Annotated in this window: 18 protein-coding genes; 15 read left to right on the forward strand and 3 right to left on the reverse strand. The window is 76.1% G+C overall.

The window, feature by feature from the left end; all coding sequences use genetic code 11:
* The first annotated feature begins 18 nt into the window (after positions 1-18).
* The 5 genes from B4U46_RS31245 (at position 19) to B4U46_RS31265 (ending at position 6,096) form a co-directional block, all read left to right on the forward strand.
* Entirely contained in the window at positions 19-1,170 is a 1,152-nt protein-coding gene (locus tag B4U46_RS31245) for a gala protein (protein WP_079432107.1), read from the forward strand.
* Entirely contained in the window at positions 1,167-3,014 is a 1,848-nt protein-coding gene (locus B4U46_RS31250; protein ID WP_185117143.1) for an ankyrin repeat domain-containing protein, read from the forward strand. Before B4U46_RS31245 ends, B4U46_RS31250 begins: the two co-directional genes overlap by 4 nt.
* On the forward strand, positions 3,011-4,210 hold the full coding sequence (locus B4U46_RS31255; RefSeq protein ID WP_079430967.1) for an AAA family ATPase: 1,200 nt from the start codon (positions 3,011-3,013) through the stop codon (positions 4,208-4,210). The genes B4U46_RS31250 and B4U46_RS31255 overlap by 4 nt, the downstream gene beginning before the upstream one ends.
* Before the next feature lie 17 nt (positions 4,211-4,227).
* Complete coding sequence (locus tag B4U46_RS31260) at positions 4,228-5,433, forward strand: DUF2201 family putative metallopeptidase (RefSeq protein ID WP_100862263.1); 1,206 nt, start codon at positions 4,228-4,230, stop codon at positions 5,431-5,433.
* 117 nt (positions 5,434-5,550) lie between these two features.
* Complete coding sequence (locus B4U46_RS31265) at positions 5,551-6,096, forward strand: TerD family protein (protein WP_079430969.1); 546 nt, start codon at positions 5,551-5,553, stop codon at positions 6,094-6,096.
* Positions 6,097-6,236: 140 nt separating this feature from the next.
* Here B4U46_RS31265 and B4U46_RS31270 read toward each other — a convergent pair whose 3' ends face one another.
* Positions 6,237-6,866, reverse strand: coding sequence for a TetR/AcrR family transcriptional regulator (locus tag B4U46_RS31270; protein ID WP_079430970.1), 630 nt, complete (start codon positions 6,864-6,866; stop codon positions 6,237-6,239).
* Positions 6,867-7,041: 175 nt separating this feature from the next.
* Between B4U46_RS31270 and B4U46_RS31275 the strand changes: the two genes are divergently transcribed.
* The 4 genes from B4U46_RS31275 (at position 7,042) to B4U46_RS31290 (ending at position 9,486) form a co-directional block, all read left to right on the forward strand.
* On the forward strand, positions 7,042-7,983 hold the full coding sequence (locus tag B4U46_RS31275) for a phosphatase PAP2 family protein (RefSeq protein ID WP_079430971.1): 942 nt from the start codon (positions 7,042-7,044) through the stop codon (positions 7,981-7,983).
* Entirely contained in the window at positions 7,980-8,849 is an 870-nt protein-coding gene (locus B4U46_RS31280; RefSeq protein ID WP_167747612.1) for a DMT family transporter, read from the forward strand. The genes B4U46_RS31275 and B4U46_RS31280 overlap by 4 nt, the downstream gene beginning before the upstream one ends.
* A 4-nt stretch (positions 8,850-8,853) precedes the next feature.
* Positions 8,854-9,150, forward strand: a complete 297-nt coding sequence (locus tag B4U46_RS31285) for a hypothetical protein (protein ID WP_100862261.1) — start codon at positions 8,854-8,856, stop codon at positions 9,148-9,150.
* Between the two features lie 69 nt (positions 9,151-9,219).
* Positions 9,220-9,486 carry a GlsB/YeaQ/YmgE family stress response membrane protein gene (locus B4U46_RS31290; protein ID WP_079430973.1) on the forward strand — a complete coding sequence of 89 codons (267 nt, stop codon included), beginning with the start codon at positions 9,220-9,222 and terminating at the stop codon, positions 9,484-9,486.
* A 3-nt stretch (positions 9,487-9,489) separates the two neighbouring features.
* Here the strand turns inward: B4U46_RS31290 and B4U46_RS31295 are convergent, their stop codons facing one another.
* Both B4U46_RS31295 and B4U46_RS31300 read right to left on the reverse strand, forming a co-directional pair.
* A complete protein-coding gene (locus B4U46_RS31295; protein WP_079430974.1) occupies positions 9,490-10,263 on the reverse strand; it encodes a DUF2182 domain-containing protein in 774 nt (257 codons plus the stop codon).
* Positions 10,264-10,821, reverse strand: coding sequence for a DUF1326 domain-containing protein (locus B4U46_RS31300; protein ID WP_237293194.1), 558 nt, complete (start codon positions 10,819-10,821; stop codon positions 10,264-10,266).
* Between B4U46_RS31300 and rraA the strand changes: the two genes are divergently transcribed.
* From rraA to B4U46_RS31330, 6 genes are all read left to right on the forward strand, one after another.
* On the forward strand, positions 10,820-11,263 hold the full coding sequence (gene rraA, locus B4U46_RS31305; RefSeq protein ID WP_079432108.1) for a ribonuclease E activity regulator RraA: 444 nt from the start codon (positions 10,820-10,822) through the stop codon (positions 11,261-11,263). The two genes, B4U46_RS31300 and rraA, sit on opposite strands and share 2 nt — an antisense overlap.
* 83 nt (positions 11,264-11,346) lie before the next feature.
* Positions 11,347-12,978: a peptide-N4-asparagine amidase gene (locus tag B4U46_RS31310; protein ID WP_079430976.1), complete on the forward strand. Its 1,632-nt coding sequence runs from the start codon at positions 11,347-11,349 to the stop codon at positions 12,976-12,978.
* A 27-nt stretch (positions 12,979-13,005) separates the two neighbouring features.
* Positions 13,006-14,679: a serine/threonine-protein kinase gene (locus B4U46_RS31315; protein ID WP_079430977.1), complete on the forward strand. Its 1,674-nt coding sequence runs from the start codon at positions 13,006-13,008 to the stop codon at positions 14,677-14,679.
* Between the two features lie 59 nt (positions 14,680-14,738).
* Complete coding sequence (locus B4U46_RS31320) at positions 14,739-15,650, forward strand: phytoene/squalene synthase family protein (RefSeq protein ID WP_079430978.1); 912 nt, start codon at positions 14,739-14,741, stop codon at positions 15,648-15,650.
* A gap of 142 nt (positions 15,651-15,792) precedes the next feature.
* Entirely contained in the window at positions 15,793-17,031 is a 1,239-nt protein-coding gene (locus tag B4U46_RS31325; protein ID WP_079432109.1) for a sensor histidine kinase, read from the forward strand.
* Positions 17,028-17,633, forward strand: a complete 606-nt coding sequence (locus tag B4U46_RS31330; protein ID WP_079430979.1) for a response regulator transcription factor — start codon at positions 17,028-17,030, stop codon at positions 17,631-17,633. The genes B4U46_RS31325 and B4U46_RS31330 overlap by 4 nt, the downstream gene beginning before the upstream one ends.
* Positions 17,634-17,665: the final 32 nt, after the last annotated feature.

Raw genomic sequence — 17,665 nt, forward strand, 5'->3', positions numbered from 1 at the left:
GGAACCGGTGGAGTGGTGATGACACGGCCGACGCCCGTACGGTGCCCCGCGATCGAGCACCCGGACCTGCCCCTCGCCGACCCGGCGGCCCTGGACCCGCTGCTCGCCCGCCTCGCGCAGGACCACCCGGTCGCCACCGACGAGACCTTCCCCCTCGGCACCCTGCGCGCCGACGGCCGCGTCGACCTCTGCAAGCAGGGCCTCGGCCCCGCCGGAGCCGCCCGGCTGCTGCCCGCGGCCACCGCCTCCCCGCACGCCGCGCACCTCCTGCTCGGCACCAACTCCCTCGCCGACGAAGGCGCCCGCACCCTCGCCGCCGCCCTCACCGCGGCCGGCCCGGACCACGGGCTGCACACCCTCTACCTCGGCTGCAACCGCATCGGCCCCGACGGCCTCCTCGCCCTCGCCGGAGCCCTCGCCGAGGACACCGGCGTCCGCGCCCTCTGGCTCAAGCGGAACCCGCTGCACGAGGACGGCGCCCGGATCCTGGCCGCCCTGCTGCGCCGCAACACCGCGCTGCGCACCCTCGACCTCGTCAACACCGGCATCACCGCCGACGGCGTACGCCTCCTCCTGGACGCGCTGCGCACCCGCGAGACCCCGCTCGAACGCATCTACCTCGGCGGCAACGGCCTCACCGCCGAAGCGGCCCCGCTGCTGGCCGCCCTCATCCGCGAGGCCGGGGTCCGCGAGCTGTACGTCCCCGCCAACCACCTCGGCGACGAGGGCGCCGCGATCCTGGCGGCCGCCGCCGCCGAAGCCGGACCTGGCCGCCCGGTGCGCCTGGGCCTCGGTGGCAACGGCATCGGCGTTCCCGGAGCCCGCGCCCTGGCCGCGGCCCTCGGCGGGATCGAGTCCCTGGACCTCGGCCGGGTCATGTCCGAGCGCAGCCTCGGCTCCACCGGCAACGCCACCGGCGACGAGGGCGCGTACGCCCTGGCCGACGCGCTGCCCGGCAGCGCGCTGCGCCGCCTCGAACTGCGCCACACCGGCATCACCGGCCGCGGCGCCAAGCGCCTGCTGGCCGCACTGCCGGACGGCAGCCCCCTGGAGCACGTCGGCCTCGGCCCCGGTACCCCCCGGCGCATCAAGCGCTCCTTCGCCGAACGGCTGCGCCCCGCCCGGCCCGGCCACCCGGACCTGCGGGCCATCGGCAGCGTGTACCGGTGAGCGCGTCCGGCGAGCAGCCCCTCGCCGACCTGCCGCCCGGCGCCCTGCCCGACGAGGACGCCGCCGCCTGGCAGCGCGTCCGCCGCTACGCGGTGCCCCGCTGGATGATCGAGCAGGCCACCGCGCACCGCCTGGCCGGGGACTGGCGCGCCGCCTGCGCCGCCGCCGGAGTCGAGGTCGCCTTCGACCTGCCCGCGCTCGCCTCCGCGTACGGGACCGCAGTCGCCCGCGAGGCGGAGGCCGACCTGCTCCACCTGGTCCCCGAGCTGCTGCGCTGGCACCTGCCCCGGGTCCTGGGCGGCCGCACCGTCCTGGCCCCCAACCGGCGCGTCGTACTGGCCCGTTACGGCCGGGACGGGGCCGCGCCCGTCCTGTACGCCACCACCCGCGCCATGGTGGACGGCCCGCAGCGGCTGCGGCTGCACTGCGCGCCCGTCGACCCGGCGCGCAAGCGCCACGCCTACGCGGGCTGGGTCACCGAGGACTGGACCGGCGCGCCCTGGTTCTGGGACTCCCGGCACACCGCCGCACTGCGCTCCTGCGCCGGCCCCGCCGGCCGTCTCCCCTTCTTCCACGCCGACGGCACCCCGCTCGGCGCCGACGCGCTGCCCTCCGCCGAACCCGCCCCCGGCGACCGTGCCGCCCGCACGGAGTGGGCCGCCGAGCTCTACCGGCGCGGCGACCTCGAGGCGGCCTTCGCCTCGGCCGGGATCGAGCTGGACTTCTCGCCCTTCGAACGGCGCGGCCGCCTCTACCCCACCCACGACGCCCGGCAAGCGCTGGAATCGGTCCCGCTGGAGCCGGTCCGGCTCGTGGAGGAGTTCCGCCGCCTGACCGCGGCGGGCGCGGGGGAGCGGTTCCGCTTCGCCCCGCACTGGCGCGCCCTGCTGCTGCTGGAGCCCGCCGGGGACGGGGCGGCGAGCGGCCTGCGGCTGCGGCTCGCCGACCCCCAGGCGGTGGGCGAAGTGACCCGGCTGCCCGACTACGTCTGGCAGCCGCTGCCCGACCCGTACCTCGTGCGCACCGGCCGGACCGCCCCGCACGAACTGCACCCGCTCGTCGCCGCCGCGCTGTTCCCCGGAGCAGGGCCGGCCGAGGGTCCGCCCGGCCCCGCCGCGCCCCGGCCCGTCCGGGTGCGCTGCGTCGGCGAGTGGCACGAGGTGCGCTCCCGGGACGGCGCACTCGAACTCCCGCACACCGCCGAGGAGCAGCAGCGCGAGCGCGCCCTGCGCGCCTTCGGCGGGGCCATCGCCGGCTGCTTCGCCGTGCGCGAGGCGTGGACCACCGGCAAGGGCCGCCTCCCGCGCGCCCTGCGCGCCGAGCGGCGCGAGCTGTTCGAACGCGTCCAGCACGGCGACACCCCCGGCGTCCTCGCGCTTCTCGACGCGGGCCTCGACCCCGGGGTGCGCAACGGCCGCGGCCAGGGCCTGCTGCACCTGCTGCCGTTCGTGCGCCACGAGGAGCTGCTGTCCCGGCTCCTGGAGGCCGGACTCGACCTGGAGCAGGCGGACGACGCCGACCGCACCCCGCTCCAGTGCGCCGTCCAGAACGGCGGCACCGCCGCCCTGGTCCGCGCGCTCCTCGCGGCCGGCGCGCGCACCGACGTGGTCGACACCATGGGCCTGGCGCTGGGCCAGGTGGTGCGCCGCTACAAGCGGACCGACCTCGCCTTCCTCAAGCAGCTGGTGGAGGAGCGCCACCCCGGCCTCGGCTTCGGCGAGTACGACGAGTTCATGGACGACCGCGAGGAGTGGGAGGAGGACCGGGAGTACGACGACCACGACGGCTACGCGGTCCTCGGCGATCCCACGGGTCCGGTCGACGGCCAGGCAGGGAGAGCATGACCACCGCACCGATGCGGCCCGCCCCCGCGCTGGCCGCCGCCGACGCCCTGGCCGCCCGGCTCGGCGCCACCCGCACCGAACCCGCGGCCAACCCCCAGCTGGAGGCCCTGGCCCTGGCGGTGACGGCCAATCAGCCCGTCCTGCTGTGGGGTGAGCCCGGCATCGGCAAGTCCGCCGGCATGGAGCGGCTCGCGGCCGCCCTCGGCGTCCGGCTGGAGACCGTCATCGCCAGCGTCCACGAGCCCTCCGACTTCGCCGGTCTGCCCATCGTCGGCGAGGACCCCGCCACCACCGGCGTGCCCATGGCGCCGCCGGACTGGGCGGTGCGCCTGGCCCGCACCGGGCACGGGCTGCTGTTCTTCGACGAGCTGTCCTCCGCCCCGCCCGCCGTCCAGGCCGCCCTCCTGCGCGTGGTCCTCGAACGCCGGGTCGGAAGCCTCGAACTGCCCGCCTCCGTACGGATCGTCGCGGCGGCCAACCCGCCCTCCAGCGCGGCCGACGGCTGGCACCTCAGCCCGCCCCTCGCCAACCGTTTCGTCCACCTCGACTGGACGCACGACGCCCGCACGGTCGCCCGCGGCATGGCCGGGATCTGGCCGGAGACGGCCCTGCCCGCCGTCGACCCCGCCCGGGCCGCCGGCGCGGCCGCCCGGGCCCGCGGCGTGATCTCCGGCTTCCTCACCGCCCGCCCCGGCCTCGTCCACCACATGCCGAACGACGCCGAGGGCCGCGGCCGGGCCTGGCCCTCCCCGCGCACCTGGGAGATGGCCCTGCGCATGCTGGCCACCGGCTACGCGTCCGGCGCGGGCCGGGAGGCGCTGTCGGCCGCGCTCACCGGGGCCGTCGGCGACGGCGCGGGCCTGGAGCTGCTGGCCTACCTGGAGAACCTCGACCTGCCCGACCCGGAGAAGGTGCTGGCCGACCCCGACGCCTTCGCCCTGCCCGGGCGCGGCGACCGGCAGCTGGCCTTCCTCATCGCGGTCGTGGCCGCCGTCCAGGGCGAACTCACCCGGCCCCGCTGGGAGGCGGGCTGGGCGGTGCTCGCCAAGGCCGTCGACGCGGGCGTGCCCGACGTGGCCGCGCGGGCCGCCGCCGACCTGGCCGCGATGCGCGACCCGTCCTGGCCCGTACCCGCCGGGATCGACGCCTTCGTGGAACTGCTCCAGCTGGCCGGGGCCCTCCCCGGCCCCCGCTGACCGGGCCGGCCGCACCCGTGGACCGACCCCTGGACCGGGCCAAGCTGCTCGCCGCCCGCTACGCGGCTGCCGAGGCCCGGCCCTACCTGGCCTCGGCCCTGTACGCGCTGACCGTCGTCCCCTCCCCGGGGCCGACGGGGGTGAGCACGATGGGCGTCGACCGGCACTGGCGCTGCTACGTCTCGCCCGCGTTCGTCGAGCGGACCCCCGTGCCCGAGCTCGCCGGCGTGTGGATCCACGAGGTCGCCCACCTGCTGCGCGACCACCACGGCCGGGCCGACCGGCTCCCCGCCGCCGACCAGCGCGATCCGCTGCGGATCAACATCGCCCAGGACTGCGAGATCAACGACGACCTCCTCGCCGACGGGCTCAGGCTCCCCGAGGGCCGGATGGAGCCGGGCCGTTTCGGCCTCCCCGCCGGCGGGCTGTTCGAGGGCTACCTGCCCGCCATCCCGCACACGCCCCCGCACGCGCACGTGGACTGCGGCTCGGGGGCGCACGGCGTCCCCGCGCCCTGGGAACTCGGCGCGGCGGACGGCGCCGCCCGGATCGGCCCGGTGGAGGCGGAGGCCCTGCGCCGGACCACCGCCCAGGCCGTCCGCGCCCACCGGCGCACCCGGGGCCGCGGCAGCGTCCCGGCCGGCTGGGAACGCTGGGCGGAGCAGGTGCTGGAGCCGGTCGTGGACTGGCGGCGCGCCCTGCGCGGGGCGGTCCGGGAGGCCGCGGCCTGGGCCTGCGGCGCCGTGGACTACACCTACCGCCGCCCCTCGCGCCGCACCCCCGCGCTGGGCGGCCGGGTGGTGCTGCCGAGCCTGCGCAGGCCACTGCCCCGGGTCGCGATCGTCGTCGACACCTCCGGCTCCATGGGGGACGCGGAACTCGCCGCCGCGCTGGGCGAGGTGACCGGGGTGCTGCGGGAGGTCGGCGTCGGCGGCAACCGGGTCGCGGTACTGGCCTGCGACGCCGACGTACAGGCCGTGAACCGGGTGACCAGCGCCGAGCAGGTGACCCTCGCCGGGGGCGGCGGCACCGACATGCGGGTGGGCATCGCGGCCGCGCTGGACGTGCCGGACCGGCCGGGCATCGTCGTGGTCCTGACCGACGGCTTGACCCCCTGGCCGGAGGGCGCCCTGCCCTGCCGGGTGATCGCCGCACTGATCGGACCGGACGCCCCGCAGCCGCCGGACGGTGTGGAGACCGTACGGGTGACCCCCCTGGACTGAGCCGCGAACTGGCCGGTTGTGTACGGTGGTTCACCCGGTGATCGGCAACGCGTGGCAGCATGGCCGGGCCGGACGCGGGGGACACGGCCCGCGGCGGCCGAGCCGAGGGGGAGTCCGGTGACCGGAGTACGCAAGAGCCTGGCCAAGGTGGAGATAGCCCTGCGCTGGGACCCCAGCCCCGCCGGCACGCCCCCGCACGACCTCGACCTGGTCGCCGGGGTCTTCGGGGCCGGCGACCCGCACGGGCAGCCGGTCTACCTCGTCCACTTCGGCAGCCGTGCCCCCGACGGCACGATCACCCTCGACCGGGACAGCCGCAACGGCCAGGGCTTCGGCTGGGACGAGGTGATGACCCTCGAACTGGACCGGCTGGCCCCCGACCTGGTCCGCGTGGTGGTCGGGGTGGTGATCCAGGACCCGGGCCCGGCGGGCGCGCCCGGCCGTACGGTCTTCTCCGCCGTCGCGGGCACGGGCCTGCGGATCCGCGAGGGCCACACCGACCTCGCCACCGGCGACTTCACCGAGCTCGCCGGGGCCACGGCGGCCACCGTCGCCGAGTTCGTCCGCGACGGCGGGAGCGGCTGGACGCTGGACGCCCGGGCCCACGGCTTCGACGCGGACCCGCAGGAGTACACCCGGCTGATGGGCGCGGCCCGGGACTGAGGAGGGTCCGGACCGGACGGGGCGGCGGTCCCCCTGCTCGGGAGGGCCGCCGACCCGTCCGGGTGGCGCGCTGCCGCCGTCCCCACGAGGCAGCGCGAAGCGGGTCGCCGTCCGGTCATCGTGAACGGCGGCCCACCGGTTCAGGTGGCCGGATGGTCCCCCGGGCCGATGCCCAGGGCCGGCAGCAGGGCCGCGTCGACGAACCGGACCAGGTAGTCGGCGTCCGCGTAGCGGCCCTCCAGCACCGGCCGGATCCGCAGCACGCCCATCAGCTGAGCCGGCAGGAACTCCACGGCCGGGTGGTCCGCGGTGATCTCGCCCCGTGCCACGGCCCGCGCCACGATGGCGCCGAAGGCCGCCAGCTCCGGCTCGACCAGCGCCTCGCGCAGCGCGCGCTGGAGCTCCTCGTCGCTGAGCACGGCGTTGCCGAGGGCCTGGGTGAGCCGGGTGTCGCGCCCGGAGGTGCCGGCCGCGATCCGGGCGGCCTCGCGCAGGTCGTCCGCCAGGTTCCCGGTGTCCACGTCGGCCAGCGTCCGCTCGCCGCGCCGCGCACGGCCGGCGCGCAGGGCGGCGGCGACCAGCTGGGGCTTGGTCTTCCACTGCCGGTAGAGCGTCGACTTGCCGCAGCAGGCCCGCGCGGCCACGCCCTCCATGGTGAGGGCTTCGTAGCCGTGCTCGCGCAGCTGGTCCAGGACGGCGTCGTAGAACTCCTGCTCGCGCTCCGGGCTGATCTTGGAGCGGCGCACGGGGGCCTGCGGCGTCGACGTCATGGGGTGCGGCTCTCCTCGTGAGCTCACGGGCGGTGGGTCGTGCTCCCGAGTGTAAGGCCCCGGGGGCTTATCGCTACACCATCGTATCGATACGCGAATGTATCGATACACTGGCGTGTCGATCGGAATCGGTCCGACCGAAAGCCGCTGCACCCGAAAGAAGTGAGACCGGGGGATGACCTCCCACACCACACCCGGCCGGCCACCCGCCCCCGCGGGCGGGGCCCGGCGCCGGCTCATACGCGAGCTGCTGCTCGTCGCGGGCCTGTTCGCCGTGTACAAGGCGGGCCGGATGCTCTCGACGGGCCGCACCGATGAGGCCCACCACAACGCCGTCCGGGTCTGGGACGCCGAGCGCGCCCTGCACCTGCCCGGCGAAGGGGCCGTACAGCGGCTGCTGCTCCACTCGGACGCCGCCGTCCACACCGCGAACACCTACTACGCGGCCGTGCACTTCCCGGCGACCGTGCTGTTCCTGGTCTGGCTGTACCTGCGCCGCCCGGGGCACTACCTGTGGACCCGGCGGGCGCTCGCCGTGCTCACCGGCGCCGCCCTCGCGCTGCACCTGTCCTTCCCGCTCGCCCCGCCGCGGATGCTGGAGTCCGCGCACCTGGTGGACACCGGGCAGGTCTACGGGCCCACCGTCTACCGGGCGGCCCCGGCGGCCGACACCATGGCCAACCAGTTCGCCGCCATGCCCTCGCTGCACTTCGGCTGGGCGCTGATGCTGGCCCTGGGGATGATCGCCGCGACCCGCTCCCGGTGGCGGGCCCTGTGGCTGTTGCACCCCCTGGTCACGCTGCTGGTGGTCGTGGGCACCGCCAACCACTACTGGGCCGACGCGATCGTGGCCGCCCTGCTCCTGGGCGCGGCCCTCCTGGTCATCCCGCGCCCGGCGGCCCGGACGGACGCCGCCGCCGACGCGGTACGGAGCCTCCCGCACCCCCGCCGGACGGCCGCCCCGGCCGCCCCCTCGCCGGGGGACGCACCCGCCGCCGGGGCAGCCGCGCCGACGGCGCCGCACCCCGCGGCTCCCGCCTCCGTGCCGGCCGGGCGGGGCGCCGGGGAGCCGGACCCCGCCGCGACCCTGCCCGTCCCCGCCGGAGGCGAGCGGTGAACGCCACCCTGCTCGCCGTCGCGCTCTGCCTCGCCTCGGCCGTCACGTACGCGGCCGCCGCCGTCGCCCAGGAACGGCTCGCCCGCCGGGCCGTCGCCCGCTCCGCCCGCGACCTCCTCGGCAACGGCGCCTGGTGGTGGTCGGCCGGACTGAACGCCGCCGCCGCCCTGCTGCACGCCGCCGCCCTGCGCTACGGCCCGCTCACCCTGGTCCAGCCCCTCGGCGCGCTCACCCTCGTCGCCGCCGTCCCGCTCGGGGCGCGCGGCGCCGGCCGGCGGGTCGCCGCCACCGAGTGGCGGGGCACCCTGGCCACCGTCGCCGGGCTCGGCCTGCTGCTGCTCCCCGCCTCCGGCCCGGCCCCCGACGACACCCTGAGCGTCGCCGAGGCCCTCACCGTCTCCGGCGCCACCCTGGCCGTGATCGCGCTGCTCACCGCCCGCAAGGACCCCGGCCCCGGCCTGCGGCACGCCACCGCCTCCGGGCTGGCCTCCGCCGTCGCCTCCGCCCTGACCCAGACCGTCGCCGTCGCGGGCGGCCGCGGCGGCTCCCTGCTCAGCGTCCGGGTGGTCACCGTCGCGCTGCTCGTCGTGGTCTTCGCGGTCGGCGGGATGCTGCTCTCGCAGCGGGCCTACCGGGGCGGCCTCGGCGCCCCGCTCGCCGTGGTCAACCTCTCCAACCCGCTCGCCGCCGCCGTCATCGGCATGGTCCTGCTCGGCGAACGCCTCCAGGGCGGAGCCCTCGGCATCGTGCTCGCCGTCGCCGGAGCCCTCGCCGCCGCCCGGGGCGTCCTGCTGCTGACCCGGACGGCGCCCGGAGCCCGGACCGGCGAAAACCACCCCGTGCCGGCCGGGCATGTGGCAGCCTGACGCCATGGCCGACCGTTCGTACCTCTCCCTGTGGTCCCGGGACTCCGTGCTGTCCATCGGTTCGGTGGGTTCGGTGCTCTCCGTCGGCTCGGTGGGCAGCGTGCTCTCCGCCGGCTCCCTCGGCTCCGCCCTCTCCGTGGGCTCGGCGGCCTCCTGGCTGAGCGCGGGCTCCGCCTTCTCGGCCCGCTCCGTCTTCTCCCTCTTCTCCTACCGCTCCCGGGGCGGCCTCGCGGTGGCCGCAGTCGGCGCCGTGACGGCCGCCGCCCTGGCCACCGGCCTGCTGCGGACCCGCCGCGGCTGAGAACCGCCGGGCCTGCGCCTGCGTCCTCCCCACCGTAGAGACGCGGACCAACGAGCGGAGTGAACGACCATGGGCATCATCGGCTGGATCGTCCTGGGCCTGCTGGCCGGAGGCATCGCCAAGATCCTGCTGCCCGGCCGGGACCCCGGCGGCCTCATCGGAACCACCCTCATCGGCGTCGCGGGCGCCTTCACAGGCGGCTGGCTCTCCGCCAAGTTCCTGGACCGCCCCATCCAGAACCACTTCTTCGACCTCGCCACCTGGGGCTCCGCCATCGCGGGCTCCCTCGTCCTGCTCATCGGCTACCGCATCCTCTTCGGCAACTCCCGCGACTGACGGTCACATGGGCATGCCCGGCGCCATGTGCAGCCCCGGGACCAGGCCCGGATGCCAGGGGACGAAACAGGCGTAGCCGATCAGGGCCACGCCGAGCACCAGGCTGAAGGCCTTGCCGTGGCGCCAGACCTTCTCCAGGAAGACGGCGCCGGCCAGAGCGGCCATCCACGCCAGGTTCATCACGCCGACCGCGACCAGGACGACCATCAGGCCCCAGCAGCAGCCGACGCAGTAGCCGCCGTGGCAGAAGCCCACCCGCAGGTCGCGCAGCCGCCCCGAGCGGTTGCCGAAGTGCAGGAGGAAGCCGAGGGGCGAGCGGCAGTGGCTCAGGCAGCGGTCCTTGAGCGGGGTCACCTGGTACAGCCCGGCCCCGGCCAGCACCAGGGCGCCGGCCCACGGCGCGGCGTCCGGCGCCCGGGCCGCGAGTTCGCCGCCCGCCCAGGCCGCGCCGAAGGCGACCAGGCCGAAGGCCTCCCAGGCGCAGAGGTATCCGAGGACCAGGCCGGTACTGCGGGCCGCGCGTACCCAGCCCGTCGAGCGGGCGCGCAGCGTCCGCAGGTACAGCGAGACGAACGGGGCGACCGCGGGCAGCATCATCGCGGCCATCATCAGCCCCCACAGGACCAGGAATCCCCACAGGCCCCGCCCCATCGTGCCCGGTCCGGGCGTCATGCCGGACGCACCGCGGACCGTCAGCAGCCAGGCCAATGCCGCGGCCGCCAGCAAGGACGCCCAGCTCGCCGGGGCGACGGCCCGCCGAGTGAGCGGTGTCGCCATTCAGGCCGCCCAGGAGAACGGTGCCGAGAAGGCGTTCTTCCCTTCGTTCCCGAACGAGAGGCCGAAGGCGTCCACCCGCGACCTGGTCGCGACCCCGGCCGCGAGGGTGTCCGCCGGGAATCCCACCCCGCTGACCCTGACGCCCTTGCCGGTCGCGTCCAGAGGAGAGACGAAGTCCTCGACCTCCATGTCGATCGCGTCGCCGATCCTCACCCGGTGGCGCCGGCCGTCATCGACGTATTCGATCCTGGCGGACTCCATCCCGAGCATCTCGCCGACCAGCGGGCTGAGACCCTCCATCGGGCCGCCCCGCTGACCGGAGAAGACCGCCCCGAGCGCCTCCGCCTGCTCCGGCGAGGCCGCCTCGTCCATGAACATGCCCATCCGCCAGCCGCCCTCGCTCATGAGCTGCGGGGTGTCGGCCACGACGGCGACCGTCAGGCCGTTGACGGCGACGTCGTCGACCTGGCCGGAATCGATGTGGAAGGCCAGGACCACCCGGCAGCGGTCGGAGTCCGCCGGAGCCGTGAGGCCGGAGGTGGAGCAGGGGCACACCATGTCGCAACTGCAGTTCTCGAAATACGTCCCCTCGATTTGCCATGCCATCGGAAGCTCCTTCCTGAGGCATACCACTGAGATCCATTGTCCGCTCACGGCAGACACCCGGCAACGCCGGGCCTCCCACACCCCCGGCGAAGGCGCCGTCCTCGTCATCGACGGCGGCGGCTCGCTGCGCACCGCCCTCGTCGGCGACCTCATCGCCGGCGCAGCGGAGCGCTCCGGCCGGGCCGGACTGATCGTCAACGGCGCGGTCCGCGACAGCGTGGCGCTGGGCGGGCTCGACCTCGGCGTCCAGGCGCTCGGCACCTGCCCCCGCAAGAGCGGCAAGACCGGTGCGGGCGCCGTGGACGAGCCCGTCACCATCGGCGGGGTCACCTTCCGCCCCGGCGACACCGTGTACGCGGACGAGGACGGCGTCGCGGTCCTGCCCGCCGGCTGACCCGCCCCTGGGGGCGAGATCGCGCCAGGACCGGACCACGGGCCCTGGCGGCCGGGACGGGTGAGCCGCTTCACTGCGGGCCCATGAGACGACACAGGATCATGGCCCTGCTCGGCGCGCTCACCCTCGCCGCAGGCACCCTGGCCGCGGCCGCGGGACCCGCGGGCGCCACTCCGGCGGCGGCCGCGGACACCCCGCCCGCCGAGTTCGGCACCGACTGGCACGACCCCCTCACCGCCGCCCCGCCCGTCGAACACCCCGCCACCACCTCCTGCCGGGTGACCCTCGCCGAGGCCCAGTTCCGCGACTTCACCCCCTACCGGGGCGACTACACCCCGCCCGCGGGCTGCGGCCGCGCCGACTGGGCCAAGGTGGTGCTGCGCCTCGACGGCAAGGTCAAGGGCCGCCAGTACGACCGCCTCGGCCACCTCACCGTCGGAGGCGTGGAGGTCCTGAGCACCTCCACCCCCGAACCCTCGCCCGAGGGCATCGAGTGGTCCGTGGAGAAGGACGTCACCCGCTACCGCGATACCCTCAGCCGCCCGCAGCCCGTCGAGATGCTGATCGGCAACGTCGTGGACGACACCTACACCGGGGTCATCGACGTCAAGGTCACCCTCACCTTCTACGCAGCCGAGGGCCGCACCCGCCCGGCCGCCGCCCCCGACCGCGTCCTCCCGCTCACCACCCCGGCCGTCACCACCCCGCGCAACACCGAACGGGTCCTCGCCGAGGTCTACGCCACCGGCTCCGGCGGCGGCTGCGAGGAGTACTGGTACATGACCGTCCCCGACGCGGCCCCCTACTCCTGCAAGGCCGCCGACGGCCCCTACCGCGAGGTCCGCGTCTCCGTCGACGGACAGCTCGCCGGGCTGGCCGCCCCCTTCCCGACCGTCTGGACCGGCGGCTGGTCCAACCCCTTCCTCTGGTACGTCACCCCCGGCCCGCGCGCCTTCGACGTCCAGCCGGCCGTCTACGACCTCACCCCCTACGCCGCCCTCCTCGACGACGGCCGCCCCCACCGCATCGAGGTGGCCGTCGCCGGGGTCCCGGCCGGCCAGAGCGGCTGGAGCACCCCCGCCAACCTGCTGCTGTGGCAGGACCGGGGCCGCGAGGTGGTCACCGGCGCCCTGACCCGCCACGAGGAGGCGGCCCCCACCGGTTCCTCCCGCTGGACGCCCGCCACCCCCGGCGGCGAACACCGCCTGGACACCGACGGCGCCCACCGCCTCACCACCGCCGGATACCTCGACACCTCCCACGGCCGCGTCACCACCACCGTCACCCGGGCCGTGCGGGCCACCTCCGTCCACCGCTGGACCGACGGCGAGAACCGCGACGCCCTCACCGCCTCCTGGAACGACGAGGAGAGCGTCACCCGGGGCGCCACCACCACCCGCACCACCCGCGTCTACACCATGGACGGCGAGACCACCCTCGGCGCCGGCGACCGGCTGCGCACCGTCTTGTCACTGGGCGACCGCGCCGACACCGTCACCCTGCGCGGCGGCCGGCAGACCGGCCGGACCCGCCTGGACGACCGGTACACGGGCGACGCCTCGTACACCGCCAACGTCCCGCGCGACCAGCGCCACGCCGTCGGCACCACCACCGCCCGCTACCAGCTGTACGGGACCGCAACAGCAGGCGGCTGTTACGACCGGACGGTGTCCACCGCGCAGGGCGCCCTGACGGCGGACCGCCGCCGCTGCTGACACAGGCGCCCTCTACGATGACCGGCCATGGACACGAGTGAGGCCGGCAGACGGCTGGTCGACGGCCGTTTCGAACTGATCGCACCCCTGGGCGCCGGAGGCATGGGAACGGTGTGGCGCGCCCGCGACATCGCCCTGCACCGTGAGGTCGCCCTCAAGGAGGTGCGCCCGCCGGACCCGGCCTCCGAGGCCGCCAACCCCGGGCTCTCCGCCGAGATGCGCGAACGCGCCGTGCGCGAGGCCCGGGCCCTGGCCCGCCTCGCGCACCCCGGCGTGGTGACGATCCACCACATCGTGGAGCCCGCGCCCGGCACCGACGGCCACCCGTGGATCGTGATGGAGCTGGTCAAGGGCGGCTCCCTGCACGACCGGCTGGCCGAAGGCCCCCTGCCCGTCGCCGACGTGCTGCGGCTCGGGCTCGACGTGCTGTCGGCGCTGCGCGCCGCGCACGCCGAAGGGGTCCTGCACCGGGACGTGAAACCGGCCAACGTGCTGCTGCGGCCCGACGGAGCCGCCGTGCTCACCGACTTCGGCATCGCCGCGCTGGGCGGGGCCACCGCCCTCACCTCCACCGGCGTCCTGATCGGCTCGCCCGAGTACATCGCCCCCGAACGGGCCCGGGGCGAGGAGGGGCTGGCCGCCTCCGACCTCTGGTCGCTGGGCATGATGCTGTACGTGGCCGCCGAGGGCACCCACCCGCTGCGCCGGGCCACCAGCCTCGCCACCGTCGTCGCCGTCCTCGACGAACCGATCCCGGCCCCGGTGCGCTCCGGCCCGCTGGGCCCCGTACTGGAACGGCTGCTCGTCCGGGACCCGGCCGTACGGCCCGACGGCGCCGCACTGGAAGCCCTGCTCCGCGCCGCGAGCACCGCTCTCACCACCGGCGGGACCCCGGGCGCCCCCGTCGCCCCGGCGGTCCCGCCCGCGTACGCACCCGCGCCCCCGGCGTCCGGCACCCGGCCCTTCGCCCCCGGCGGCGGCTCCCCGTACGACGCCACGGCCCCCGTCACCCCGCCCCGCGGCCGCCTCCGGCCGGTCCTGATCGGCGCCCTCCTCGCCGTGACCCTCACCGGCGGCGCCATCGGCCTCGTCCAGGCCCTCCCCGACGGCGGTTCCGGCTCGGCCGGCACGAACGCCAAGGGCCCCACCACCACCGCCCCCGCCACGACCGGCGGCGCGACCCCCGCCTCCGGCGGCCGGGCCACCCCGGCCGCCCTCCCGTCGCCACAGCAGAACGGCCCCGCCGGCGAGGCCAAGGGCAGCATGCTCACCCCGGACCGGGTCCGCACCGCCCTCGCGGCGTTCAAGCAGCTGTCCGGCACCACCACCTTCGTGGAGATGACCGTCTACGAGGGGTACGTGCTCGCCTCCATCCCCACCGCCGACGACGCCGGGACCTACGACCGCTACGAATACCGCGACGGCCGGGCCACGCGGACGGGCCCCGGCGGCCGGATCGACGGCGACAAGCCGCTCATCGACATGGCGGCCGTGAACTGGGACGCCCTGCCCGGCCTCCTCGACAAGGCCCGGCAGGAACTCGGCGTGACCAAGCCGACCTCCCGCTACGTCATCGTCGAACCCTGGCTCTTCGACACCGGCGCCACCTCCGTGCGGCCCTACCTCAGCGACGAGTACGGCCGGGGCGGCTACCTGTACGCCGACGCCCAGGGCAACGTCAAGAAGGTCTACCGCTCCTGACATCGTGTCCCCGTACCACCTCACCCGGTACGCGGACGGTCCAAGGGAGCACGCACACCATGCCCAGCTGGCGCACCACCCTGACCCGGGCCGGGATCACCGGCCCCGGGCTGCGGGACGACTACACCCGGGCCGCGCGCGGAGTGCTGCGCCGCGACCCCGCACGGTTCGTCACCCTGCGCCTGCTGGCCGCACCACCCCTGGTACCCCGGCTCGCCGCGGGCCTGGCCTTCATGAACCTCGTCGACGACGTGGCCGAGACCGGCACCCCCGGGCAGCGGACGGCCGGCCTCGCCGCGCTGACCGCCCGCACCACCGAGGCCCTGGAGACCGGCGACAGCCCCGACCCGCTGCTGCGCGCGTACGCCCACGCCGTCCGCTCCACCGGGCTGCCCGCCCACTGGATCACCCGCTTCCTCGACGGCGCCGCCACCGCCGAGGCAGGGTTCGACGGGTTCGGGACCGAGGAGGACTTCCAGGCCTACCTCGACGCCTACGCCTGGCCCGGGGTCCTGGTCTTCACCGGACTCCAGTACCAGGGCGGGCCGGACGCCGCTCAGGCAGCCGGCTGGCGCACCTTCGTGGACGCCGCCCAGCGCGTCGACTTCCTCGCCGACCTGGCCGGCGACCTCGCCGAGGGCCGGCTGTGCCTGCCGCGCGCCCGGCTCGCCGAGCACTCCGTCACCCGCGCCGACCTCGAAGGCGCCCGCGACACCCCGGCCGTCCGCGCCCTCCTCGCCGCCGAATGCCGGCTCGCCCGCACTGCCCTGGCCGCCGCCGACGACGGGATCCTCCACCTCACCGAACCCGGACTGCGTCCGGTGGTCGCCGCCATGGCGGAGCTGATGGGCCACCAGCTGGCCGCGGTGGAGCGGGCCGGGGCGGGCGTGCTGCGCAAGGACGTCGGCTACGGCCTCACGGCCCCGGCCGGCACCCTGCTGCGCGCACTGCGCCGCCGCCGGGCGTGGTGACATTCGTACTGCCCGGGACCGTACGGGCGGCTCTGCCACCGGCCCCGTCCCGGTCCCTAACGTGGTGGTCATGACAGAACAGCTCTCCCCGCCGGCCCTCCTCCCGGACGGCGCGGTGGTGGAACGGGAAGCGGGAACGGACATGCGGGAACAGTGCCGGAGCAAGGCCGACTGGAAGGCCGAGTGGAAGGCCGAGTGGCCCGCCCGCAAGGCCGCGTGGCGCGCGTCCGAGAAGGCCCGCAAGGCGCGTGGTGACGCCCCCGACTACGGCCGCGGCCCCATGGGCCCGCCCAACGCCTTCGCCCTCCTGCCCTGGCTGCTTCTCGGCATGGGCGCCGTCTCCAACCTGGTCCACGGCCAGACACCCAACCCGTGGATCGGGGTCCTGGGCCTGCTGGCCTTCAACTCCCTCTACGTCACCCTGGCGTTCCGGGCCTTCGACCAGCGCGCCCGGCAGGCGCCCGCCACCCGCTGGTGCCTGGTCGCCCTCGGCGCCGTCACCTGCACCCTGGCCGGCGCGTACGGGGACAGCTGGCTGCTGTTCTTCCCGCTGCTGGGCCTGGCCGCGGGCGCGGTGATCCGGGGCCGGCGGCTCGCCCAGGTGATGTTCGCCATCAGCGCCCTCGCCGGGGTGATCGGGGAAATGCGGGAGGGCTGGGACGCCATCGGCATCGTCTACGGGACCTTCCTGTCCGGCATGGTCACCGCGTCCATCCTCGCCCTGTCCGAGACCGTGCGGGAGCTGCGCGACACCCGCCAGGAGCTGGCCCGGGCCGCGGTGGACCAGGAGCGGCTGCGCTTCTCCCGCGACCTGCACGACCTGCTCGGCCACACCCTCTCGGTGATCGTCGTGAAGTCGGAGGCTGCCCGGCGCATCGCCCCCCGCGACATGGAGGCCGCCATCGGCCAGGTCCGCGACATCGAGACCGTCGGCCGCCAGGCCCTCACCGAGATCCGGGAAGCCGTCACCGGCTACCGGGAGGCCAGCCTGGCCGCCGAACTGGACCGGGCCCGGGTCGCGTTGAGCGCGGCCGGCATCGAGCCCCGGGTACACCGGTCCGGCCCCCCGCTGCCCCCGCAGACCGCCGCCCTGCTGGGCTGGGTGGTGCGCGAGGCGGCCACCAACGCGGTCCGCCACAGTGGGGCCGCCACCTGCGACATCGAGGTGCAGGGTGCGGCGGAACGGGTCCGGCTGGTGATCACCGATGACGGCCGGGGCGTAGGCTCGACCCCGCCGGGCAGCGGACTGACCGGCCTCGGAGAACGCCTCGCGGCCGCGGGCGGCACGCTCACCAGCGGCCCCGTACCGGGCGGCGGCTTCCGGGTCACCGCCGAACTCCCCGTGGAGGCAGGCGCGGAAGGGGACGAGAGGACCGGATGATCAGGCTGCTGCTGGCCGAGGACCAGGGGATGATGCGCGGCGCCCTGGCCCTGCTGCTCGGGCTGGAGGAGGACATCGAGGTCGTGGCGCAGGTGGCCGCCGGGGACGAGATCGTGCCCGCCGCCCTCGAATCCCGGCCCGACGTGGCCCTCCTCGACATCGAACTCCCGGGGCGCAGCGGCCTCGACGCCGCCGCCGAGCTGCGTACGGCCTGCCCCGGCACCCGGGTGCTGATCCTGACCACCTTCGGCCGCCCCGGCTACCTGCGCCGGGCGATGGAGGCGGGGGCCGCCGGGTTCCTCGTCAAGGACGGGCCGGTGGAGGAGCTGGCCGCCGCGGTCCGCCGGGTGCTGGCGGGGGAGACCGTGATCGACCCCGCCCTCGCGGCGGCAGCGCTCAGCGCCGGCCCGAACCCGCTGACCCCGCGCGAGGCGGACGTGCTGAACGCCGCCGTCGACGGAGCCACGGTCGCCGACATCGCGGCCCGGGTGCACCTGTCGGAGTCGACCGTGCGCAACTACCTCTCGGCGGCCATCGGCAAGACCGGCACCCGCAACCGCATGGAGGCCGTCCGCGCCGCCCGCCGCCAGGGCTGGCTGTGACCGGCGGCGGGCCCTCGGGGCCGCCGAGGCCG

It is taken from the genome of Streptomyces katrae (assembly GCF_002028425.1).
Classification (GTDB): Bacteria; Actinomycetota; Actinomycetes; order Streptomycetales; family Streptomycetaceae; genus Streptomyces; species Streptomyces katrae_A.